The sequence below is a fragment of the Pantoea wallisii genome (assembly GCF_002095485.1).
In the GTDB taxonomy this organism is placed as follows: domain Bacteria; phylum Pseudomonadota; class Gammaproteobacteria; order Enterobacterales; family Enterobacteriaceae; genus Pantoea; species Pantoea wallisii.
Genome location: NZ_MLFS01000017.1, coordinates 13,737 through 34,434 on the forward strand (window position 1 = coordinate 13,737; position 20,698 = coordinate 34,434).

24 protein-coding genes and 2 pseudogenes are annotated in these 20,698 nt (G+C 54.0%); 7 read left to right on the forward strand and 19 right to left on the reverse strand.

The features are described from left to right. The first annotated feature begins 36 nt into the window (after positions 1 to 36). Positions 37 to 195: a YqaE/Pmp3 family membrane protein gene (locus HA48_RS08255; RefSeq protein WP_021509855.1), complete on the forward strand. Its 159-nt coding sequence runs from the start codon at positions 37 to 39 to the stop codon at positions 193 to 195. A 67-nt stretch (positions 196 to 262) separates the two neighbouring features. After that, positions 263 to 454, forward strand: a complete 192-nt coding sequence (gene dsrB / locus HA48_RS08260; protein WP_128600589.1) for a protein DsrB — start codon at positions 263 to 265, stop codon at positions 452 to 454. 201 nt (positions 455 to 655) lie between these two features. On the opposite strand, the gene HA48_RS08265 is transcribed toward dsrB, so the two are convergent. From HA48_RS08265 to fliF, 15 genes and pseudogenes are all read right to left on the reverse strand, one after another. Beyond that, the gene (locus HA48_RS08265) at positions 656 to 2,359 is read right to left on the reverse strand and encodes a methyl-accepting chemotaxis protein (RefSeq protein WP_128600590.1); all 1,704 of its coding nucleotides are present in this window, start codon (positions 2,357 to 2,359) and stop codon (positions 656 to 658) included. Positions 2,360 to 2,509: 150 nt separating this feature from the next. After that, positions 2,510 to 3,145, reverse strand: coding sequence for a transcriptional regulator RcsA (rcsA, locus tag HA48_RS08270; protein WP_128600591.1), 636 nt, complete (start codon positions 3,143 to 3,145; stop codon positions 2,510 to 2,512). A gap of 629 nt (positions 3,146 to 3,774) precedes the next feature. Further along, the gene (gene fliR, locus HA48_RS08275) at positions 3,775 to 4,563 is read right to left on the reverse strand and encodes a flagellar biosynthetic protein FliR (RefSeq protein WP_128600592.1); all 789 of its coding nucleotides are present in this window, start codon (positions 4,561 to 4,563) and stop codon (positions 3,775 to 3,777) included. Next, positions 4,563 to 4,832, reverse strand: a complete 270-nt coding sequence (gene fliQ, locus HA48_RS08280; protein ID WP_128600593.1) for a flagellar biosynthesis protein FliQ — start codon at positions 4,830 to 4,832, stop codon at positions 4,563 to 4,565. The genes fliR and fliQ overlap by 1 nt, the downstream gene beginning before the upstream one ends. Before the next feature lie 41 nt (positions 4,833 to 4,873). Next, positions 4,874 to 5,608 (reverse strand): flagellar type III secretion system pore protein FliP, encoded by a 735-nt coding sequence (fliP, locus tag HA48_RS08285; protein ID WP_128600635.1) that lies wholly within the window; start codon positions 5,606 to 5,608, stop codon positions 4,874 to 4,876. Further along, complete coding sequence (fliO, locus tag HA48_RS08290) at positions 5,608 to 6,003, reverse strand: flagellar biosynthetic protein FliO (RefSeq protein WP_128600594.1); 396 nt, start codon at positions 6,001 to 6,003, stop codon at positions 5,608 to 5,610. The genes fliP and fliO overlap by 1 nt, the downstream gene beginning before the upstream one ends. Positions 6,004 to 6,005: 2 nt before the next feature. Beyond that, positions 6,006 to 6,413, reverse strand: a complete 408-nt coding sequence (fliN, locus tag HA48_RS08295; RefSeq protein ID WP_128600595.1) for a flagellar motor switch protein FliN — start codon at positions 6,411 to 6,413, stop codon at positions 6,006 to 6,008. After that, entirely contained in the window at positions 6,406 to 7,413 is a 1,008-nt protein-coding gene (gene fliM, locus HA48_RS08300) for a flagellar motor switch protein FliM (protein WP_021509863.1), read from the reverse strand. The genes fliN and fliM overlap by 8 nt, the downstream gene beginning before the upstream one ends. A gap of 4 nt (positions 7,414 to 7,417) precedes the next feature. Beyond that, positions 7,418 to 7,903: a flagellar basal body-associated protein FliL gene (gene fliL / locus HA48_RS08305; protein WP_128600596.1), complete on the reverse strand. Its 486-nt coding sequence runs from the start codon at positions 7,901 to 7,903 to the stop codon at positions 7,418 to 7,420. A 130-nt stretch (positions 7,904 to 8,033) separates the two neighbouring features. Beyond that, positions 8,034 to 9,303: pseudogene (locus tag HA48_RS08310) on the reverse strand (flagellar hook-length control protein FliK). Then, positions 9,300 to 9,743, reverse strand: coding sequence for a flagellar export protein FliJ (fliJ, locus tag HA48_RS08315; RefSeq protein ID WP_128600597.1), 444 nt, complete (start codon positions 9,741 to 9,743; stop codon positions 9,300 to 9,302). Before fliJ ends, HA48_RS08310 begins: the two are co-directional and overlap by 4 nt. Positions 9,744 to 9,763: 20 nt before the next feature. Beyond that, positions 9,764 to 11,119 carry a flagellar protein export ATPase FliI gene (fliI, locus tag HA48_RS08320; protein WP_128600598.1) on the reverse strand — a complete coding sequence of 452 codons (1,356 nt, stop codon included), beginning with the start codon at positions 11,117 to 11,119 and terminating at the stop codon, positions 9,764 to 9,766. Beyond that, positions 11,119 to 11,823, reverse strand: a complete 705-nt coding sequence (fliH, locus tag HA48_RS08325; protein ID WP_128600599.1) for a flagellar assembly protein FliH — start codon at positions 11,821 to 11,823, stop codon at positions 11,119 to 11,121. The genes fliI and fliH overlap by 1 nt, the downstream gene beginning before the upstream one ends. Further along, positions 11,816 to 12,808 carry a flagellar motor switch protein FliG gene (fliG, locus tag HA48_RS08330; RefSeq protein ID WP_128600600.1) on the reverse strand — a complete coding sequence of 331 codons (993 nt, stop codon included), beginning with the start codon at positions 12,806 to 12,808 and terminating at the stop codon, positions 11,816 to 11,818. The genes fliH and fliG overlap by 8 nt, the downstream gene beginning before the upstream one ends. Then, a pseudogene (fliF, locus tag HA48_RS08335) lies at positions 12,805 to 14,516 on the reverse strand (flagellar basal-body MS-ring/collar protein FliF). The gene fliG and the pseudogene fliF overlap by 4 nt, the downstream one beginning before the upstream one ends. Before the next feature lie 292 nt (positions 14,517 to 14,808). Between fliF and fliE the strand changes: the two are divergent. Both fliE and HA48_RS08345 read left to right on the forward strand, forming a co-directional pair. Continuing rightward, positions 14,809 to 15,120 carry a flagellar hook-basal body complex protein FliE gene (gene fliE / locus HA48_RS08340; RefSeq protein ID WP_128600601.1) on the forward strand — a complete coding sequence of 104 codons (312 nt, stop codon included), beginning with the start codon at positions 14,809 to 14,811 and terminating at the stop codon, positions 15,118 to 15,120. Between the two features lie 579 nt (positions 15,121 to 15,699). Then, complete coding sequence (locus HA48_RS08345; RefSeq protein ID WP_128600602.1) at positions 15,700 to 16,077, forward strand: hypothetical protein; 378 nt, start codon at positions 15,700 to 15,702, stop codon at positions 16,075 to 16,077. 96 nt (positions 16,078 to 16,173) lie between these two features. Here the strand turns inward: HA48_RS08345 and HA48_RS22035 are convergent, their stop codons facing one another. Together HA48_RS22035 and HA48_RS08350 are read right to left on the reverse strand one after the other, a co-directional pair. Continuing rightward, on the reverse strand, positions 16,174 to 16,350 hold the full coding sequence (locus HA48_RS22035; protein WP_158086961.1) for a hypothetical protein: 177 nt from the start codon (positions 16,348 to 16,350) through the stop codon (positions 16,174 to 16,176). A gap of 437 nt (positions 16,351 to 16,787) precedes the next feature. Further along, positions 16,788 to 16,988 (reverse strand): hypothetical protein, encoded by a 201-nt coding sequence (locus tag HA48_RS08350; protein WP_128600603.1) that lies wholly within the window; start codon positions 16,986 to 16,988, stop codon positions 16,788 to 16,790. 428 nt (positions 16,989 to 17,416) lie between these two features. Between HA48_RS08350 and HA48_RS08355 the strand changes: the two genes are divergently transcribed. Both HA48_RS08355 and HA48_RS08360 read left to right on the forward strand, forming a co-directional pair. Beyond that, the gene (locus tag HA48_RS08355; RefSeq protein ID WP_341864974.1) at positions 17,417 to 17,785 is read left to right on the forward strand and encodes a biofilm/acid-resistance regulator YmgB/AriR; all 369 of its coding nucleotides are present in this window, start codon (positions 17,417 to 17,419) and stop codon (positions 17,783 to 17,785) included. A gap of 248 nt (positions 17,786 to 18,033) precedes the next feature. Further along, complete coding sequence (locus HA48_RS08360) at positions 18,034 to 18,213, forward strand: hypothetical protein (protein WP_128600604.1); 180 nt, start codon at positions 18,034 to 18,036, stop codon at positions 18,211 to 18,213. Positions 18,214 to 18,247: 34 nt separating this feature from the next. On the opposite strand, the gene HA48_RS08365 is transcribed toward HA48_RS08360, so the two are convergent. Then, the gene (locus HA48_RS08365; protein WP_128600605.1) at positions 18,248 to 19,459 is read right to left on the reverse strand and encodes a diguanylate phosphodiesterase; all 1,212 of its coding nucleotides are present in this window, start codon (positions 19,457 to 19,459) and stop codon (positions 18,248 to 18,250) included. A 246-nt stretch (positions 19,460 to 19,705) separates the two neighbouring features. On the opposite strand from HA48_RS08365, the gene HA48_RS08370 reads away from it, so the two are divergent. Next, complete coding sequence (locus HA48_RS08370) at positions 19,706 to 19,954, forward strand: hypothetical protein (RefSeq protein ID WP_128600606.1); 249 nt, start codon at positions 19,706 to 19,708, stop codon at positions 19,952 to 19,954. 55 nt (positions 19,955 to 20,009) lie between these two features. Here HA48_RS08370 and HA48_RS08375 read toward each other — a convergent pair whose 3' ends face one another. Then, complete coding sequence (locus HA48_RS08375) at positions 20,010 to 20,660, reverse strand: helix-turn-helix domain-containing protein (protein WP_128600607.1); 651 nt, start codon at positions 20,658 to 20,660, stop codon at positions 20,010 to 20,012. Positions 20,661 to 20,698: the final 38 nt, after the last annotated feature.

Sequence of the window (20,698 nt, forward strand, 5' to 3'; positions counted from 1 at the left end):
GTGTTTGTTGATAATGATGTTTATCAGGGAGTTAGTATGGATCTTATTCGAATTATTATTGCTATTCTGCTGCCGCCGCTGGGCGTGTTCTTACAGGTTGGATTTGGCGGGGCGTTCTGGCTGAACATTCTGTTGACGCTGTGCGGTTACATTCCAGGTATTGTGCACGCGGTATGGGTTATCGCACGTCGTTGATCCGGATCGGGCAGCGCCGGTTATCTTCCGTTACACTGAGCACAGGATTTTTTCTGGAGAGCGCTCGATGAAGGTCAATGATCGTGTAACGGTTAAAACGGATGGCGGCCCGCGTCGTACCGGTACGGTGCTGGCTGTTGAGGGATTTAATGAAGGCACCATGTATCTGGTGGCGCTGGAGGATTATCCGCTGGGGATCTGGTTCTTTAATGAGAGCGATCACGCTGAAGGGGTGTTTGTGGAGCCTCTGCAGGAGTAGATCGTTACCCGGATAGTAATCACCTTCTCCGGCGTGGCGACCCACAGGAGCGCCACGCCGGAAGTCAACGGCATCAAGATGTTCAGAAACAGCGATACTCCATTAACCCTCTATCCGCAGTGAGAACATCCACGCAAATTCGCCAGCCCCTCAGGCCGGCGCTATGGATTCAGTGTTAATTAATTTCCCTGCCTTCAACCCTTAAAACGTCTCCCAGTTATCGCTCCCGGGTGCCGCTAAAGCCGCGCGCGGGGCCAGCACCGGGGATTTCAGAGCCGGTGCTGGCGCGGCCTTCACCAGCGAACCCGGGCTATCGTTCAGGCGGAAGGCGGCCACCGCCTGCGTCAGTTTACCGGCCTGATCTTCCAGCGAAGCCGCTGCCGACGAGGCCTCTTCCACCAGCGAGGCGTTCTGCTGCGTCACGTTATCCATCTCTGTCACTGCCAGACTCACCTGCTGAATGCCGCGGCTCTGCTCATCTGACGCTGCCGCAATCTCCGACATAATGTCCGTCACGCGGCGGACGGCCTCAACGATTTCGCCCATCGTGGTGCCCGCTTCACCCACCTGGTGTGAGCCGTTGGTGATCAGAGCCACCGATTCTGCAATCAGCGACTCAATCTCTTTGGCTGCCTGCGCACTGCGCTGGGCCAGATTACGAACTTCACTGGCCACCACGGCGAACCCGCGTCCCTGCTCACCGGCGCGTGCCGCTTCAACCGCCGCGTTTAGCGCCAGGATATTGGTCTGGAAAGCGATGCTGTTAATAACGTTGGTAATCTCCGCAATCTTCTTCGAGCTGCCGGAGATATTGTTCATGGTTTTCACCACGCCGCTAACCAGATCGCCACCGCTCTGCGCTTTGCCGGACGCATCAGCAGCCAGCTGGCTGGCATGGTGCGCGTTCTCGGCATTCTGCTTCACGGTTGCCGTAAGCTGCTCCATGCTGGCGGCCGTCTGCTCCAGCGCGGAGGCCTGCTGCTCGGTACGGGAAGAGAGGTCGGTATTGCCCGCGGAGATTTCGCTTGATCCCTGATAAATAGCGACGGCACCTTCGCGCACTGTCCCGACGGTACGCACCAGCGCCGCCTGCATCAGCTGCAGGTTGTGTTGCAACGTGCCAATCTCGCTGCGGCCATACGCCTGCTCCGGCGCGGTGAGGTCGCCCTGTGCGATACGCTCGATAAGCGATACGGAGTGACGCAGCGGATTAATCACCACGCGGCGCAGGAAAATAAACGTCAGCAGCACCAGCACCACGGCGCTGGCAAAGGCAACAGCCATGGCGATAAAGCCGAGCCGTGACTGATGCTCCGCCTGGGCACTGATATCCGCCGCGCGATCGGTGCGAATCTTAATCGCTTTCAGCAGCACTTCGTTATAGGCATCATCCAGCTTGCGCGTCACGTCGGTCTCCTGCGCGATAATGCCCTCAAAACTGCCCTGTTTCGCCGACTCAATCATCGGTTTCAGCCCCTTCTCAACGTAATCGTTGAAACGGGTGGCAAGCGGTTCATCCAGTGCAATACCCGCAGGCGTTTTTGCCGGACGATTCATATAGAAGTTAAACCCTTCGCGCGCCTGCGTAATGCGTGTTTCAGTACGCGCCAGATCGGCCCGGTAGCTATCCATCTCACCAATACGCGCGGCTGCGCCAGCCTGAATTACGTTCAGACGTGCAGTACGTAAATGGTTCGAACTGTTTGAGAGCCCCATGCGAATCTGGATTTCATTTGTGGCGTCATCCAGCGAGTTATTACTCAGAATTAAAAAGTAGCTGGCGAGTCCAATACACAGGGCAAAAAGCAGCAGAATGCCACCAAAGATCATGCTGAATAGAGGCATCAGGCGCAGGTTCTGCCAGATGCTGAGCTTATACTGCCCATCGATCGATGCTGTTTTCATATCCTTGCTCTCATTTAGGTAAGTGTTCTGAGAGCTATCATCGGCAGGGCAGGGCAAAGGATGAGATGGAGAAGTGAGACGCAGGTCGCAAAACCGCTAAAATGCAACAGGGCCAGTCACATGACTGGCCCTGACGCTTATCGCACGAAATTATCGCACGTTTACATAAATACCGGAGGTAACATTATCCGTCAGTCGTACCACATGGTAGATAACCTGTTTATTATGCGTTTTAATTTTACGCTTAATATTACCTTTATGTGACGAAACTGTTTTCGCTTTAATTTGCATCTTGTCTGAAATCTGAATGGTGTCATGGCCTGACATCCACATTTTCAGCATGTTCGATTCAGTCTGACTTAATGTCAGTGGATGAATATCGAGCCCGGCAGAAATACGCGGGGATGCATTGAGTTTCTTTTGCAGATAAGTGCCTAACAGCGAGTCCAGCGTCGAAGTTTTTATCGATTTTGACGTAATAATCAAGTTCTTACGAACGTAGAGATATTCCTCAAAATGGATATTCGAGATCGCCATGAAGATAAAGAATAGCGTATCAGGATGCTGCATAATAATGGAGCGAATACGATCGCTGGAATCGGATTCATGAATAAAACATTCTTCATTGATAAATACTACGCCCGGCTTTAATTGCTCACATCTTTGTTGCAATTGTTCGATATCCGATGCGGAGGTAATATTTTTCTTTTTGACTCCTTTTGCCGACATATAGTCCGACAAACCCAGGCGTGTGTAGTTACATGAATCCATAATAATCGTTGGCATTATAGCGACCCTCACCAATTTGTTATCCGTTTAAATCAACGATGAATACGCGTTTGCGGTACGAGAGAGATTTCCAAAGACACTTTTTTTATTCTGCTCTGCAGCCTGGCGAAATATACCCGTGCGCCATCATGACTCGTCCCTGACCCGTTCTGCGAAGTTTTTTGTGTTACATCCACGTCACGCTTAATCCCGCGATAGTGGGAATCGCCGGGAATTTGTTTTAAGTATGTAATTCGCTCTGTTTTTGAGAGCCCTGTCACTATCGCGCAAGTCACAGACAAATCTGATAGGACAAATCTTAAAAACATTTGTATCGCGAAAGTGTGACGTTTCAGCGAGCGTTGACAATGCCGGAAAAAAGGGATTTAGACAAGAAAAATCGCTTTTAAATTTTTTTTGTTTAAAAACAGCCCTTTGAGCATTTTATCAACCAATTCGCAAGGTGAAGCACCTTAAGAATCGTCTGAGTAAAATACGCGAAGTGCCGTTTAATAAGAATAATTTTCACCAAAAATGCGTATTTATCAGAATAACCTCAGTTGATTTCTGAGAAATATGGTTCGAAAAATACACAGAATGATTTTGAATACTTAACTATCAGATAAGGATGGCAACAGTATCGTTAATCATCCGGCAGGGGAGAGCTCTGACACAAACTGGGCGAGTAAATCAAAGACTTCGCTAAACAGATGTTCGCAGAAAGGGGCAAGAAGCGGCATCATCATACCCAGGCTAAGAATGCCTACCGTTAAGGTAATCGGGAAGCCAATAGCAAAAACCGACAGTTGAGGTGAAACACGGTTTAACAAACCTAGTGCCAGGTTTAGCGTGAGGAGCAGAACTATTAAGGGCAGCGCTAACATCATGCCATTAAGGAAAATTAAACTCGCTGATTTCGTCAGCGCCATGAACGCGTTTGCGTTCAGCGGCTGATCATTAATCGGCAGCGTATGAAAACTGTCCACCAGTAACGAGATCAACCACAGGTGACCGTTAAAGGTCAGGAACAGTAACATCGCCAGCATATCGAGAAAGCGAGCCAGCAGCGGCATGTTCACCCGGCTATTGGGATCGAGCAGCGTTGCGAACGATAACCCCATCTGCAGGCCAATCATCTCACCGGCCAGACGCACCGCTGAAAAAGCAAACTGCATTGTCAGGCCAATCCCGACACCAATCATCAACTGCTGTACCAGCATCCAGAAGCCAGACGGAGTAAAGAGCGTCACTTCAACCGGCGGCAGCAGCGGCATCAGAATCCAGGTGGTAACAACCGCCAGACCAATTTTGACCCGCTTGGGAATGTTTCGTTCATTCAGCACCGGTGCGCTGGCAAAAAGAGCCAGTAAGCGCACCATGGGCCAGAAGAATTGAGCCACCCAGTGAACCAGCTGGCTGCTATCGAGCGTAACCATCAGCCGATGAGATAGGGCAGGTTGCTAAACAGCGTGCGGATATAATCCAGCATCAGGTTCAGCATCCACGGACCGGCGACCACGGCAGTCGCAGCAACGGCCAGGATTTTCGGGATAAAGGACAGCGTCTGTTCGTTAATCTGCGTGGCGGCCTGAAGAATACTGATGATCAAACCGCTCACCATAGCGACCAGCAGCAGTGGAGCGGCCATCATCAGGGCGACGCGCATCGCTTCCTGGCCCAGTACCATTACCGATTCCGGTGTCATGTTGTGCTCCTGTCGGAAGAGAAGGGAGGGGCGGATGCCACTCAGGAGTAGAAACTTTGCGCCAGTGAACCCACCAGCAGCTGCCAGCCATCAACCAGCACGAACAGCATGAGCTTGAACGGCAGTGAAATGGTGGCCGGCGGTACCATCATCATCCCCAGCGCCATCAGTACGCTGGCGACCACTAAATCGATAATCAAAAACGGGATAAAGACGGTAAAGCCAATCTGGAAAGCGGTTTTCAGCTCGCTGGTGACGTATGCCGGCAGAAGGATACGCATCGGCACGGCTTCCGGTCCCTGAATCGGGGCGGTATTTGCCAGGCGGGCAAACAGCGCGAGATCCGCTTCACGCGTCTGGCGCAGCATAAATTCGCGCAGCGGCTGCGCGCCTTTATCAATTGCCACTTCCATGCTGATCTTGTCCTGACTAAACGGCAGATAAGCGTCGGTGTAAATCTTGTCGAAGGTCGGCGCCATAATAAAGAAGGTCAGAAACAGCGCCAGGCCGAGCATCACCTGATTAGGCGGTGCGGATGGCGTGCCGAGTGCGTTACGCAGCAGGCCAAATACGATAATGATGCGCGTAAAGCTGGTCATCATCAGCAGAACGGCAGGAATAAACGTCAGCGAGGTGATAAACACCAGCGTCTGCACCGGCAGCGACCAGCTCTGGCCACCGTTTGCCAGCGGCTGGCTGATTAAACCCGGCAGCTGCGCATGGGCAGCCGGTGCCAGCAGCATCAGCAGTGGCAAAAGGGGAAGCAATCGACGCATCATTGGGGTTTTCCGGGACGTTTAACCAGAGTGTGTAACAGCTGACGAAAATCCTGCGCGGGGGCAGCGTGAGGTGCCAACGCTTCAGGGGCCACCGGCGGCAGCGAGTGCAGATGCGTAATCTGCTGCGCCGTCACGCCCAGCACTAAACGCGCATCGGCGATATCCACGATCACCACCCGCTCCTGGCGGCCAACCTGGACGCTGGCGCTCACCTTCAACGCCTGGCCGCTGACGGCTTTTGGCGCAAAGCCGAGACGTTTAGCGATCCAGCCACACGCCAGAATCAGCAGCACAATGACCGCCAGCACGCTGCTGACTTGCCCGACGACGGAACCGGTGGAGACCACCGGCTGTGCGTGGACCGGCTGCACGGTTTGTGCGCTCTTTAACATGCTTAGCGACTCAGACGACGCATACGTTCGGATGGCGTAATAATGTCAGTGATGCGTACGCCATATTTGTCGTTCACCACAACTACTTCGCCCTGTGCGATAAGATAGCCGTTGATCAGGATATCCAGCGGTTCACCCGCCAGCCCATCCAGCGCCACCACCGAACCCTGTGTCAGACGCAGCAGCTCTTTAATGGTCATCTTGGTGCGGCCAAGTTCAACCGTCAGTTTGACCGGGATATCCATGATCAGATCGATATCCTGCAGCGAACCGCTGACGCCGTTACTGTCGAGCGACTTAAACACGTTCTCAGTCGGGTCCGGCGTGCTGGTTACGGCCTGCTCGTTCATCGCTTCAGCCCACAGATCGTCCGCAGAGATATCATCGGACGGTTTTTTGCTGTCACTCATTGGGCTGTTCCTCATTCAGCGAATTCAAAATCGGGTTAATCAGGTGTTCAACACGCAGCGCATACTGGCCATTGAGCGTGCCATATTGGCTCGTCAGTACCGGTACGCCATCAACGTGGGCAATGATGCGGTCCGGCTTCTCAATGGGCAGGACGTCACCAGGTTTCAGTTGCAAAATACGTGACAGGCGCAGCGATGTTTCGGCAAAGTGGGCAATCAGCTCCAGCTCCGAGTGCTGTACCTGTTTCACCAGATTGTCACGCCAGTGGTTATCCTCCTGACGCGAGTTCTCCAGTGGTGGATTGACCAGCAGCTCGCGCAGCGGCTCAATCATGGAAAACGGAATACAGATATTAAACTCACCGACCAGGTTACCAATCTCCACCTGGAACGGGGTGTTAACCACGATATCGTTCGGTGAGGTGGTGATATTGGTAAATTTCACCTGCATCTCGGAGCGCACATACTCCACTTCCAGCGGATAGATCGCTTTCCATGCATCGCTGTAGCCCTCCAGCGCCAGCTTCAGCATGCGGCGAATCACGCGCTGTTCGGTATGGGTAAACTCACGGCCTTCCACTTTGGTTGGAAAACGACCGTCACCGCCAAACAGGTTATCGACAGCGATAAACACCAGGCTGGGTGAAAACACCACCAGCGCCGTCCCGCGCAGCGGCTGCAGGTGGATCAGGTTCAGGTTGGTTGGCACCGGCAGGTTGCGGGCAAACTCATGGTACGGCTGAATCTTGATCGCGCCGACGCTGATATCCGGGCTACGGCGCAGCAGGTTGAACAGCGCCATACGAAAATGACGCGCAAAACGCTCGTTAATGATCTCCAGCGCCTGCAGACGCTCGCGTACCACGCGACGCTGGGTATTGGGATCATAGGGGCGGATATCGCCATCGGCCCCTTTGGAACTGTTCTCTACTTCCGCGCTGTCACTGTCGCCATTGAGCAGCGCGTCAATCTCAGCCTGGGAGAGAATGCTATCGCCCATTAAGTCACCTCAAAATGAAGGCGGTAAACAGCACGTCACTGACTACCTGTGCAGGTTGACCTTTTACCAGCGGCGGCAGCAGCACCTGTTTGATCTGTTCAATCAGGGCCTGTTTGCCTTGCTCCGTTGCCAGTGCGCCCGCGTTCTGACGCGAAAGCAGCAACAGCAGACGGCTGCGTACCTCTGGCAGGTAGTCATTCATCCGACGACGGGTATCCTCATCGGGCAGACGCAGCGTAAAGCCGACGTACAGCACGCGATCGGGATCGTTATCGGGATTGACCAGGTTAACCGTAAACGTATCCATTGCAAAAAATACGGGGGCGGCCGGTGGCTCAACTTTCGCCGCTTCTGGCTTATCGCCCTCGTGTTTGTTCATCATTCGCCAGACTGCATAGCCTGCCACGCTGCAAGCGGCCAGCGTTACAATCAGTAACACCGGAATAAGTAGTGAACGTTTGCGGCCTTTAGCTTTCGCGTTATCAGACATGTTTGCAGTTACTTCCTGTGAATTATGGGCAAGCCTCTCGGCTTACCTGGACAGATTATCCCGCGTCTTAAGTCAAACAATGGGAAGAAAAGACGCGGGTTTTACGCTTACCTTCAGCGTTTAGTCGCTGTCAGGCAAAGATATCGACAGCGCCGTTGCCGGTCGCGCGCGCCTGGAGGGCTGCCGGGACGGCAATAGGCGTTATCTCGTTGTCACTGTCCTGGGAGAGGGTAAAGCTACCGTGCTGGCCATCACGACGTCCTTCCTGCTGGCCCTGATAGTTCTGGCCCTGTGCGAAGGCGTCACTGCTGACGTTACTCTGTCCCAGGTTTATGCCGCTCTCCGCCAGCGCTGTACGCAGCTGTGGGAGCGCCGCTTCCAGCGCGGCCCTCACGTGGCTGTGGCTGGAAACCATAGTTAACTGTGCCTGATCCTTATCCAGCGTCAGGCTGATCTGGATCGCACCCAGATCTTCCGGATGCAGACGTAACTCGGCGTTCTGCTGCCCGTTACGGCTGAACATCACAATTTGCTGGCTCAACGCCTGCTGCCACTCGTTGCTGCCCAGCTGGCATTCAGCATTGGCGTTGAGGGCGCAGCGCTGGTGCTGGCCGTATGCGTCACCAGCGGTGCCGTACTGCTTAGCGCACTCTGTGCGGTCGGCAGGCTGCTGTCCTGGTAAGTGGCGCTGCTCTGCCGCTCTTCCGGTTTGCTCAGTGCGTTTAATACCTGCTGAAAGCTCTCATCCAGCGTCATACCGTTACTGCTGCTGGCGGACGGCGTAGCGGTAGCGTGCGTGCTGGCCTGCGTACCGCTGGCAAGGTTGCTCGCTGTCGCCAGGGTTTCGCTGCCGCGCTTCGCCGCGCTATCCGGCTTTGCCGTCTCCTCTTTCGCTGCGCTCTGCAGCGAACCGTTGAGCAGCGCGGCATTCAGCGTGGCGCGGGCATCAGCAGGCTTCATCTCCGCCGTGGCATTTTCAGCGACCGGGCTGCTGCGGCTTTCTACAGCAGCTGGTAACATGGCAAACAGCGCCTGCACATTCTCTAAGTCGCTGGCAGTTAACGAAGTTGCCTCACGCTTGTCATTATCATCGGCTGATTTCAGCCCGGCTTTAGTGTTTTCCGGCTGTAAAAGTGCGTTTAACGCGTCGGGTTTCTCCAGCGCCTGCAGCAGCGCACTCAGCGACGCTTTAGTGACGTCTTTATCATCAATTTCTGCTGCCAGATCAGTCGATTGCGCGCTATTTCCCTGCTGCTTAGCCAGCGTAAGCAGGCGGTTGCCAGTTCGGTGATAAACCCCTGTGGCAGGGTATCAGCAGCAAACGGGTTCTCCGATGCGGCTGAAGGCTCGGCTTTACCGGCTTTTGCGGTGTGCGTCAGCAGTGTTGGCAGCGTATTCATTCGCCTTTCCTCAATGCGGCCCGTTGGGCAAATTCATCCATCCGTTTCTGATCGAGACGGTTTTCTTGTCGTAATGCGTTTTCTTCAGCGCGGGTAATCAGCGTTTGGTAGGCGTTCAGCTTTTTATGCTTCTCGCGCCAGTTGGTCAGCGCCTGCTCCAGACGCTGATTCCACTGGCTCAGCTGCTGGCGATGCTGCTCAATCGCTTTCTCCAGCGTCTGGATAAACTGGTGATAGTTACTCCAGCGCGTGCTGGCGATACCGCCGCTCATGTCCTGGTTCAGCTTATTGCGATACTCGTCCTGGTAATCCAGCAGCATATTCAGCTGCTCATCAGCCTGCTGCTGGCCCCGGCGCATATTGCCCAGATGGATAACCGCCTGCTCCAGATCCTGCTCTGCCAGGTCACGCAGGGTGTCGATTGCATTCGCCGTTTTCATCGCTTACCTCGCTTACCGCGTTAACCGAACATCGCCTGCAGATGCAGGCAGGCGTCGTCATAATCGCTGCGCTCGAAAATGCCCTGCTGCAGGAAGGCTTCCATCTGCGGATAGAGCTTGATGGCGCGGTCCAGCATCGGATCGCTGCCGGCGGCATAGGCGCCCACACTCACCAGGTCGCGGTTTCGCTGATAGCTGGAGAGCAACTGCTTGAACTGGCGTACGCGCGCATAGTGCGTTTCATCAATCAGCGACGTCATGGCGCGGCTGATTGAGGCTTCAATATCGATGGCCGGATAGTGGCCGGCTTCCGCCAGGCGGCGCGACAGCACAATGTGGCCGTCGAGAATGGCGCGCGCGGAGTCGGCAATCGGGTCCTGCTGGTCATCGCCTTCCGTCAGCACGGTATAGAAAGCGGTGATAGAGCCGCCGCCGTGCGTGCCGTTACCGGCGCGCTCTACCAGCGCCGGTAGTTTGGCAAACACCGAAGGCGGATACCCTTTGGTCGCCGGCGGTTCGCCGATGGCCAAAGCGATCTCTCGCTGCGCCATGGCGTAGCGGGTCAGGGAGTCCATGATCAGCAGCACATGCTGGCCGCGATCGCGAAAATCTTCGGCAATACGCGTCGCGTAGGCGGCGCCCTGCATACGCAGCAGCGGCGAGACATCCGCCGGCGCGGCGATCACGACCGAGCGCGCCCGGCCTTCCGCACCGAGGATGTTCTCAATAAACTCTTTGACTTCGCGGCCACGCTCACCAATCAGGCCAACCACAATGACGTCCGCCTTGGTGTAGCGTGCCATCATGCCGAGCAGCACTGACTTACCGACGCCGGAGCCGGCGAACAGGCCCATACGCTGTCCGCGACCGACGGTGAGCAGGGCGTTGATCGCCCGCACACCGGTATCCAGTACATCGTGAATCGGGGTACGCTGCAGCGGGTTGAAGGGGGCGGTGATCAGCGGAGCGCGATAGCCGGTTTCCGGTGAGGGCAGGCCATCGAGCGGTTTACCGCTGCCATCCAGCACGCGACCCAGCAGCTCCGGGCCAAGCAGCAGCTGTTTACCGCTGTGCTCGCCATTCACGCGAGCATAGACGCGGGCGCCAGGCAGAATGCCGTCCACCTCTTCCAGTGGCATCAAAAACAGTTTCTGGCCGTTAAAGCCCACCACTTCGCTCTCAACTTCGTTCACATTGCCGTTATCGTGGCGCTCAATAATGCAGGTGGCACCCAGCGGCAGCTGCAGGCCAGTAGCTTCCAGCACCAGGCCCGTGGCGCGGGTTAAGCGGCCATAGCGGCGCACGGTCTGAACCTGACTGATACGGGATTCGAAGGCGTCGAGCGCGCCAAGCCAGCGTGACAGACGAGAGGTCATCAGAAGGCTCCCGGTGCTGCCAGGCGGCACAGCTCTTGCCAGCGCGTTGCCACGCTGGCATCCAGATCGCCATCTTCGGCGCTCAGTTTGCAGCCGCCCGGGTGCAGCGTGCTGTCGGCCAGCAGGCGCCAGCCGTGCAGATCGAGTGTCGGACCGAGCGTCTGCTCAATCCGCTGTAAATCATCCGGATGGACGCGCAGCTGCGGCTTACCGCTGAACATCGGCTCCTGCTGAATCAGCTGCTGAATCTGGCGCAGCAGGGCGCTGCCATCCACCTGCGTGGCTTGGCCAATCACCGTGCGGGCTGCTTCCAGCGCCAGCTGCATCAGGCGTGAAGCAATCACGCTATCCAGCGCCTCCAGCGTGTGGTGAAACTCGGTCACCAGCTGCTGCATGCGCGCCTGTAACGGCGCCTGCTGCTGCTGGGCATCGGCTAAGCCCTGCTGGAATCCGGCGTCGTAGCCGTTCTGCTGCGCTTCAGCAAAACCTTTCTGGTAGCCTTCGCTATAGCCCTGCGTCTGCGCATCTTTGCGCATTTGCTGCTGCATCCGCTCCAGCTGTTGCTGCTGCTCATCCTCTTCGCTGAGTTCGATATCAGCGTCAGGCTCATCCGGCAGCAGTGGCTCCGGGGTCATCTCCAGCGGGCGGCCCAGATCGTCAGGCTGCCAGGGTTGCCATGCACGGGCGGAAAAGGCATCAGACATAGGTTTCCTCGCCACCACCAATTACCATCTCGCCTGCTTCCGCCAGACGGCGCACGATAAGCAGAATCGCTTTCTGTTCGTTCTCCACCGCGGACATACGAACCGGACCACGGTTGGCGAGGTCGTCGCGCAGGATATCGGCCGCACGGGCGGACATGTTCTTGAGGAACTTCTCGCGCAGCGGCTGCTCTGCACCTTTCAGCGCAATCAGCAGCTGCTCGGACTCCACTTCCTGCAACAGACGCTGGATGCTGCGATCGTCCACTTCCACCAGGTTTTCGAACAGGAACATCTCGTCGATGATCTTCTGCGCCAGTTCGCCGTCGAAGTCGCGTACCGCTTCGATAACCGCCTCTTCCTGCTGAGTTTTCATCAGGTTGATGATCTCTGCTGCGGTTCTCACGCCGCCCATCTTCGCGCGCTTAAGGTTGGTACCATCCAGCAGGCCGTTGAGCACTTCGGTCAACTCGGCCAGCGCCGCTGGCTGGACGCCACCAAAGGTGGCAATACGCAGCATGACATCGTGACGCAGACGCTCGTCGAACAGCGCCAGGATATCCGCCGCCTGGCCACGTTTGAGGTGCACCAGGATGGTGGCGATGATCTGCGGATGCTCGTCGCGGATAAGATCGGCTGCGGCCTGCGGCTCCATAAAGTTGAGCGTTTCCATACCGCTGGTGGTCTCGTTTTTCTCGAGAATATCTTCCAGCAGGCTGGAGGCGCGCTCCTCGCCCAGCGCTTTTACCAGCACCGAACGCAGGTAATCGTTGGAGTTGAGGCTCAGCGCCGCGAACTGCTCAGCATCCATCTCAAACTCACGCAGTACTTCGGTGAGCTGCTTGTGGGAGACCTGACGCATGCTCGCCATCGCAGTACTCAGGTGCTGGACTTCACGCTGGTTGAGGTGTTTGAACACCTCAGCCGCGCGCTCTTCACCAATCGTCATCATCAGAATGGCGCTCTTTTCAGTACCGGTCAGACTCATAGTTCTTTACTCATCCATTCGCGGATAACCAGCGCCACGACGCGCGGATCGTTTTCAGACATATCGCGGATGCGCTGGCTCATCACCTCGGCGCTCATGCGGTTACTCGATTTGCGCTCCTGATCCAGTTCGTCTTTGCTGAGCTGGACGCTGTACGCTTCTTCTTCTTCACGGGCTGCGGCACGAACTGCAGCAGCGTCGGCAGCGGCTTTCTCCGCTTCACGTTTACGCATCAGCTGCGGACGCACCATCTTGCGATAGAGGATGAAGGCAACCAGCGCCACCAGCAGCCAGCGACCGGCACTCATCAGCTGATCAAAGAACGCCTGCTGCTGCCAGAAGGGCAGGTCGCCGCCAGTCGGTTCAGTAAGGTTGAACTGCGAGTTCACCACATTGACGCTGTCGCCACGCGTCTGCGAATAGCCCATCGCTTCACGGGTTAAATCTTCGATCTGCTTAATCTGCTGTTCGTTAAGCGCAATCGCTTTGCCTTTGCCGTCATCGCGATAGTTCACGACTACTGCAACCGACAGGCGCTGTACATCGCCCACGTTCAGTTTGGTATGACGGATGGTGCGGTCCAGCTCGTAGTTAACCGTGTCGTTGCGGCTGGAGCTGCTCGGGCCGCTGCTCTGCGCGGTGCTGGTTGAGGTGCCGGCGTTCTGTGCGGCGTTATTCTGCGCCGTGGCGTTGTTGTTCTGCTGCTGAGGAGTGTTGACCGGTGCCGTGTTAGCCGGTGCCGGCTGATTCGACAGGGCACCCGGCACGCCGCCCGGGTAGGCGCTGCCGTTCTGATCGCTGGTGCTGGTCTGGCGTGAACGCACCGCGCTGTTCGCCGGATTAGCGTTCGGCTGGTACTTCTCGTCAGTCTGTTCGCTACGGTCAAAGTTGATCTGCGCCGTCACCTGCGCGTGAACATTGCCCTGGCCTACAATCGGATTCAGGATAGCTTCGATGCGCTGCTGGTAGCGGCTCTCCACTTCAGAGGCATATTTCAGCTGCGCGTCATTGAGATCGCGGCCTTCGCTATCGGAGCGCGTCAGCAGACGGCCGGTCTGATCAACCACCGTAACGTTACCTGGCGGCAGGCCGGCCACGCTGCTGGACACCATGTGCTGAATCGCCTGAATCTGGCCTTCATCCAGCGCACGGCCCGGCTGCAGGCTCAGCGTCACTGACGCCGAAGGCGATTTCTGTTCGCGCACGAACAGGGTCGGTTTTGGCATCGCCAGGTGCACGCGCACGCTTTTCACCGGCCCAAGGGTTTCGATGGTGCGCGCCAGTTCACCCTCCAGCGCACGCTGATAGTTGATCTGCTCACTGAACTGGCTGATGCCGAACTTCTCTTTATCCATCAGCTCAAAGCCCACGGAGCCACCTTTCGGTAGCCCCTGCTGGGCTAAGCGCAGACGCAGTTCATGCACTTTTTCCGCCGGCACCATCAGGCACCGCCGTTTTCAGCGAACTGGTAAGGGATGTTCATCTGGGTCAGCTGCGTGACGATCGCACCACCATCTTCATCGGAGAGGTTGTTATAGAGGACGCGATAGTCGGGCGCTTTTGCCCAGAGCACCAGTGCCAAAACCACTGCAATAGCAGCGGCGGCGGCGACGATTAAGGGAATTCGCGGATTGGCGCGCAGGCGGGCGAGAAGGTCATTGAAGCCTTTCTTTGCTGTATCCTGTGTAGCGGCTGCACTCGCATTCATGACCGATTCCTGCCTGACATAATTGACCGGGTAAGTTGTGGTGACAAAACTGACTCCCTGACGTCCCCCCTTTCTGCTCTGTGCTGTCGCCGCTTAGCGACCGCCGAAACACGCCGGAGGGCAAATGAAAATGAAATTCCAATTCAATGGGTGGCATTATTTGATGAAGTGCTTCACTTCGATGGCTGGATAAGCCGGGTTTTTTGCGGTCATTTAGCGCCTTTGTCCTATTGACAGTGTGCTAACTTTTGCTTCGTGAAAATTTGAACCCTTCATCTATGAGGTACAGGCAATGTCGATTCAGGCAATTGATGGCGTTCTGCAGCAGCTGCAGTTAACGTCGCTGCAGGCCAGTGGCAAATCAAACGAAAGTGCAAACCAGATGGATTTTGGCGCTACCATGAAAGCGGCGCTGGACAAGATCAGCTCGACCCAAACGGCTGCCCGCGCGCAGGCGCAGGACTTTGAAATGGGCAAACCGGGCATCCAGCTTAACGATGTAATGGTGGATCTGCAGAAGTCATCCATCTCTATGCAGATGGGTATTCAGGTGCGTAATAAGCTGGTTAACGCTTATACAGAGATGATGAGCATGCAGATCTAGTGCGCTTTTTGCGCATGATTAGCTGACCTGAGCAGATAAGCAAAGCGCTTAAAGAGAAGTAGTTCACTTCTTACGCTTGATTCACAGATATGCCACAAACAGGGCAGGCAAGGCCGTGACAGCGCTAAACTCTCTAATACCCAACGTAGGGTGTGGAGGTGAGTATGTCTGAGCGTCCTGATGATCCTGTACCAATGCCAGATGATGAGCCATTACCAGATGATGACGATGAAGATGGCACAATGTTCCCGGATGAGAACGCACCGAAATCTATCTGAATAAGAAACCTCCTGCGGGAGGTTTTTTATGCCCTGACCTTAAGAGCCTGTGTGGGACCAAAAGTGCAATGCAGAAAAGTGGTACTGCACAGGCGTTTCCTTTACCGCTCATGAGTGCTTTCTTTACAAAAGTCGCACTGTGCCTTTGAACATGTATTTTGTCCTTATCAAAATCAGGGTGTTACAGACATTTCGTCTGTTACACTGGAAACATTTTGTCATAACTACCGATTTTAGGGGGTGAAATACTGAGACGATTCTTATATGATTTTCGCACTTATTAAAACGATGGATTGTACAGGTGAAAAAGTTACTTCTTTCAGTTGGCGTTGCAGCGGCATTGATGGCAACTGCGGCTTATGCGGGTTTCGCGCAAGGATACGGCAAGCCTGATTATGTAGTCAGCGCTGCGGCTACAACGAATAACTTCCTTAAATACTCTTATGGCCCAGGTAAATGCGAGATCGGTGCTTCACCACAACAGGCGTGGGATATGGTATGCAGCTACGATAACGGCGATCGCTTGATTAAATATACCGTTCATCCGGTAAATCAGGATTTACGCCGTAATGCGGATAAATTTTATCTTGAAGCGCAAAATGCACTGGCGGTGGAGAGCGCGAAGCAAGGCCTGTCACGTTACCTTGATATTCGTACCACTGAAATCAAGGGCGCGTAGGGCTGCCACTGACGATAATCTGTCCGATTAAGCCAGCGCTAAGCTGGTTTTTGATGAGCACAAAAAGAAAACCGCCCGTAAGAGGCGGTTAGATCATTATGGTAGCGAGAGTCGTTCGCCAATCACTTTATAGCCAAGATCGGCGAATTTTTGCTGGCCGATTGACTCATTTTTGGTGGGCTCAAACCAGGCATCGGCTTGTTCACCTGAGAAAAACCAGACCTCAGGCTCATTCGTGCCCAGCTGCACCCAATAAAATCCTTCCTTCATCATCGCATCCTCCAGTGAGGAATATAGTCCAGCTACGCTGCGCTTAACAGCGCAACCGGCGATATTCTCAGAAAGAGACGAAAACTGAGGTAGCTTATGGCTCATCCGGCGGCGTCAGTTTGCCACTGAGAAGTTTAAAGCCTGCAGATTTAAAACGAGGCAGAGAAAGCGGAATTGGCTCCATGGGACGATAAAACCCCCGTCCTGCATCCCAATACCATACCTCCGGCTCCGTTGTACTGCTGCCAACCCAGTAAAAACCCGTTTCCATCAGTGCTCTCCAGAAATGAATGAAGGCACGCCTTCTCTAATTTCCGCAAAATAATGTATTAATTAAACTCAATGATCAATCCTGATAGCCGCTTCGCTTATTTCAGCGAAGTTAAGCCAGCAAGGAAAATAACGTCCGGTGGGTCGGTCCTGGCGTCATCAAATGGCCATCACTGATCCTGATAGGGATCTTTTTTGTGATCATCACTGTCATCACGCGTGCGTGGTATTTCGCCATGTTCATTAGCGTTATCTGTCGCTGGATGATCATCTTCCTCATAAGCATTACCGGCATTTGGAGCGGCTTCCGGTAATCCTTTATGTACTTCACCTTCGTCTTTGCGCTCCTTATTCGTACTATGTTGCTTCATATTGCTCTCCATCTTTTAACGTAATGTAATGATGAATTTCATGTTCCGCGCAGCGGTTTTCTGCCACGGGGAAGCCTGTTCCTACTGTACACGCAGTAGGGTTAACTTGTACAGTTTTGCAAACCTGTACAAGTTTGAGATGGTTGTATAGAAGGCTGTGATGCCTTTTTTAAGCAAATATTTTTTGTTCAATAGAATGAGGGATTTAAAATACATTTTTGAGAAAAATTATCATTAACCTAATGATTTTATAACTAAAAGCAATCGATATGATTGCTGTAAATACGCGATTTTAACCTTTACCTCTCATCAGACCACACGATTTGCTAACTGCATAGTTGTACAACATTGCAAAGTTTGTATAACTTCTCGGGGTGGCAATCAGTCACACGTAACGAATGATGCATTGCATCGCCTCTGAAGGTGTTGTGGATTTCCACCTTCAGAGGCTCTTTTTTTACCTGACTGATTCAATATTCACTCTGACAGTAATGGTCATCGCACCGGCTGTTAAGCAACTTGTGAGGCTTGTAATGGAACTAAGGTCATTGGCATCAACTGAGTCTCAGCTATCTGAATATTTTAAAAACGCCGGTGCACAATACACCAGTGAAAAAGAAGTTATTGCAATCATCTACAAACAGCTGGCTGCCGTGAAACTCCGCGTAAGTAATAAAGATATTATTCTGGCACTGCTTGAGAGGTTAGAATCTGAGCATGATGTTGTCCAGCTGGATATTTATCGCCAGGCGTTGGAGCTGATCGTTCAGCGGGCACCAGAGGAAACAGCACCGTAAATATTGTCTCCAAAGAAGTGACGGTGATTCGCTGACAGTGATGTAAGTTGCGTAAATTAATGGCCCCTCAGCGCAGGGGCTTTTTCATTTCTTGCGCTTCGCTTATTCAATGCATAAACCGCTGACTGGATTCGCGCGCGTTATACTCTGCTAAGATTAGTGGTTAAGGCTGGATTCTCCATCGCGCCAAAAGCGTGTTCATCAGGCGTGCAGAACAGCCTGAACAACGATTATCTTCAGGTAAGACTATGCAAGACGGCTATTACTGGGTCAAAGATGGTGAACGCTTTCCGGAAGTGTGGCTCTATCAGCGGCAATTTGGCTGGTTTCGTCCCTGCAGCGCGGTCCCCATGACGCAGAAAACCTTTGAGCTGATGAAGTACAAAGTACTCGGCGAGCGCCTGAACCAACCGCTCAGGCAGTATTGATCGTCAACCGCAGCAAGCGGTTGACGCCAGGGCATTACTTAATTTCCGGCCAGGCAACCACGGGGAATCCGCTGAACTGCGGACGGGCAAACAGATATCCCTGGAACTGGCTGATGCCAACCGCTTCCAGCCACATCCACTCTTCCGCTTTCTCCACGCCTTCTGCAACAACGGCAATCTCCAGCGATGCACAGCACTTGATGATGGCATGCACAATGGCCTGCTTGGGGCCGCTTTTATGCACATCGCTGATAATTTCGCGGTCGATCTTGATCTTATCCGGCTGAAACTTAGAGAGCAGAGACAATCCCGCAAAGCCGGCGCCAAAATCATCCAGCGCCAGGCTAATGCCGGCGGCCTTAAGTTTTTTCACTTCCGCCGTAAACTCTTCGGCGCGGGAGATAATCTCATTCTCCGTGACTTCTACCACGATCTGTTCCGGAATCAGCCCGTTAGCATTGATCTCTTTCAGCAGAAATTCCACCGCATCAGGCACCGTCACCAGCGACATCGGTAACAGATTGATGGTCAATGTCTGGTTACCGATGCCCAGTTTCTTTGCCAGGCTGAACGCCAGGCTTTTGGCCTGAATGTCAGCGTGATAGATGGCCTCTCCGCCGAATGCAGCAAAATACTCCTGCGGTGAACCGCCGGTGGGGGTACGGATCAACGCTTCATAGGCGGTGATGCGACGGGAAAACGGATCGACAATCGGCTGGAATGCAAAGCGGCAATCCTGGACGTGATGCTGGAAGCTCTCCAGCTCGCGATACGAGTCACTGTCGGCTACAAACTCCCAGGTGCTGGCCGGCGGGATTTCGAAGTAGTTCTCTTTCTCGCGCGCCTCAACAAAGGTACGCAGAAACTGGAGTGCGCGATCGTCGTAAGTCAGCTGATAGCGCGAGGTACCTTTATCCAGTACGGCCTGTAGCACGCTGGATTTTTCGTGTTCGCGTAGATCAAACAGCTCCATCCCGACATTACCAAAGCGGCGGGCAGGGGCGAAGTCATGCATCAGTTCAACGAGGTTATGGTGGCGTGCGTCCTGGCAAATACGATTGTAAATTCCCTGTACCTCCTGATCCGGTCCTTCCAGTAACTGGAAGAAATGCAGCCCATCAAAAAGTAATATTCCTGTCACGCTCGACAGTTCATTTTTTTTGTTGGCCTTTGCCACCATGTCTTGCAGCGTTTTCACTGGAACATGGTCATAAAGGTGGCTGCGATAAAGGATGGTGGTCAGCATGTAGATTATCCGGCTGTATAATTATTTTGGCTCATACAGTAGCAGGCGCATAGCGGGGTCTGTCCAGCGCTAAGCGGCATGATCGTCCACTATTTCGTAAAATTAGCGTTAAACGAAACGGCTAAAATGGCTCGTCAAGTCAATTTGTTCATGCTGTACGCAACGCATGCATTATCGATAAATAAATTCGATTGAATAGATAAATGAAAAGCGTATGGTTGCTCACGTTAACCAGAGGTGAGAAACATGTTACGTGATTATTTGAAGATTGATGAGAGCGATCGTTTAGTTGAACAGAGTGTGTTGCGCCAAAATAACCGGGGCCAGGAAGATGTCACCGAGTGGCGCATTATTGCCGCCAATGGCGAAGCGAAAGGCCGCGTTGTGCTGTTTGATAAGCTCAGCAATCGTCGCTCCTGGCCTGTCAGCTATCGCATTATGCAAACAGACATGCAGGGCAAAGTTGTAGTCGATCATCTGACCGACGTGCTGTAATTTTTGCCGTAGTGCTTGCAAGACTTAACCCGCGCTGCCGCGGGTTTTTTGCATCTTATCCCTGACTCATACGCCGGCGCAGCTCAACCAGCGTGCCGATTATCTGCAGTTGATTATCTTCACTGTGCAACGCCGGAAAATCCGGGTTTAGCGGCCGTAACGAAAAAACAGGCGCGTCATTGCGCTGCTCATGTACCCGGTAAATTCGCACCTGCACGTGGCTGTTTACCAATGCCAGCACGACGACACCCGGTTTCGCCTCCAGCGCAGGCTCAAAGATTAATCGATCGCCAGGTCGAAAGTCCGGCTGCATCGCCGCATCTTCCAGCGTCACCGCCAGCGCGCCGTCACTGAGTGGCGTATCACTGTAGAGAAAGTGTGTCGCCTGCGTCTGCAGGCGCAAACGCTCTTCGCCTGACCAGCCTGCGGCCTGGGCCAGACTCAGTAAAGGCACCGCGGTGACAGCATGCGGATGAGTGGCGTGATCAAACACCTCGCCATCGCCATCAATGATCCACGCCGGCGTACACTGCAGCAATTCTGCCAGCCGGAGCAGATTCTCTCCACGCGGTACGGTTTCTTCCTTTTCCCATTGTGAAACAGCCACATGTGATACGCCGATACCACTGGCCAGCGCTTGCTGCGTATAGGCCAGCGCTTTGCGCCGCGTACGGATACGTTCACCCATCGATTCTTTCATCATCATCTTGACAACTCCTGATTGGTTGACTTAAGTATACTTAA

Coding starts and splice junctions, on each gene's coding strand:
- HA48_RS08255 (WP_021509855.1), top strand. CDS start 37: ATGGATCTTATTCGAATTATTATTGCTATTCTGCTGCCGCCGCTGGGC.
- dsrB (WP_128600589.1), top strand. CDS start 263: ATGAAGGTCAATGATCGTGTAACGGTTAAAACGGATGGCGGCCCGCGT.
- HA48_RS08265 (WP_128600590.1), bottom strand. CDS start 2,359: ATGAAAACAGCATCGATCGATGGGCAGTATAAGCTCAGCATCTGGCAG.
- rcsA (WP_128600591.1), bottom strand. CDS start 3,145: ATGCCAACGATTATTATGGATTCATGTAACTACACACGCCTGGGTTTG.
- fliR (WP_128600592.1), bottom strand. CDS start 4,563: ATGGTTACGCTCGATAGCAGCCAGCTGGTTCACTGGGTGGCTCAATTC.
- fliQ (WP_128600593.1), bottom strand. CDS start 4,832: ATGACACCGGAATCGGTAATGGTACTGGGCCAGGAAGCGATGCGCGTC.
- fliP (WP_128600635.1), bottom strand. CDS start 5,608: ATGCGTCGATTGCTTCCCCTTTTGCCACTGCTGATGCTGCTGGCACCG.
- fliO (WP_128600594.1), bottom strand. CDS start 6,003: ATGTTAAAGAGCGCACAAACCGTGCAGCCGGTCCACGCACAGCCGGTG.
- fliN (WP_128600595.1), bottom strand. CDS start 6,413: ATGAGTGACAGCAAAAAACCGTCCGATGATATCTCTGCGGACGATCTG.
- fliM (WP_021509863.1), bottom strand. CDS start 7,413: ATGGGCGATAGCATTCTCTCCCAGGCTGAGATTGACGCGCTGCTCAAT.
- fliL (WP_128600596.1), bottom strand. CDS start 7,903: ATGTCTGATAACGCGAAAGCTAAAGGCCGCAAACGTTCACTACTTATT.
- fliJ (WP_128600597.1), bottom strand. CDS start 9,743: ATGAAAACGGCGAATGCAATCGACACCCTGCGTGACCTGGCAGAGCAG.
- fliI (WP_128600598.1), bottom strand. CDS start 11,119: ATGACCTCTCGTCTGTCACGCTGGCTTGGCGCGCTCGACGCCTTCGAA.
- fliH (WP_128600599.1), bottom strand. CDS start 11,823: ATGTCTGATGCCTTTTCCGCCCGTGCATGGCAACCCTGGCAGCCTGAC.
- fliG (WP_128600600.1), bottom strand. CDS start 12,808: ATGAGTCTGACCGGTACTGAAAAGAGCGCCATTCTGATGATGACGATT.
- fliE (WP_128600601.1), top strand. CDS start 14,809: ATGTCGATTCAGGCAATTGATGGCGTTCTGCAGCAGCTGCAGTTAACG.
- HA48_RS22035 (WP_158086961.1), bottom strand. CDS start 16,350: ATGATGAAGGAAGGATTTTATTGGGTGCAGCTGGGCACGAATGAGCCT.
- HA48_RS08350 (WP_128600603.1), bottom strand. CDS start 16,988: ATGAAGCAACATAGTACGAATAAGGAGCGCAAAGACGAAGGTGAAGTA.
- HA48_RS08360 (WP_128600604.1), top strand. CDS start 18,034: ATGCAAGACGGCTATTACTGGGTCAAAGATGGTGAACGCTTTCCGGAA.
- HA48_RS08365 (WP_128600605.1), bottom strand. CDS start 19,459: ATGCTGACCACCATCCTTTATCGCAGCCACCTTTATGACCATGTTCCA.
- HA48_RS08370 (WP_128600606.1), top strand. CDS start 19,706: ATGTTACGTGATTATTTGAAGATTGATGAGAGCGATCGTTTAGTTGAA.
- HA48_RS08375 (WP_128600607.1), bottom strand. CDS start 20,660: ATGATGATGAAAGAATCGATGGGTGAACGTATCCGTACGCGGCGCAAA.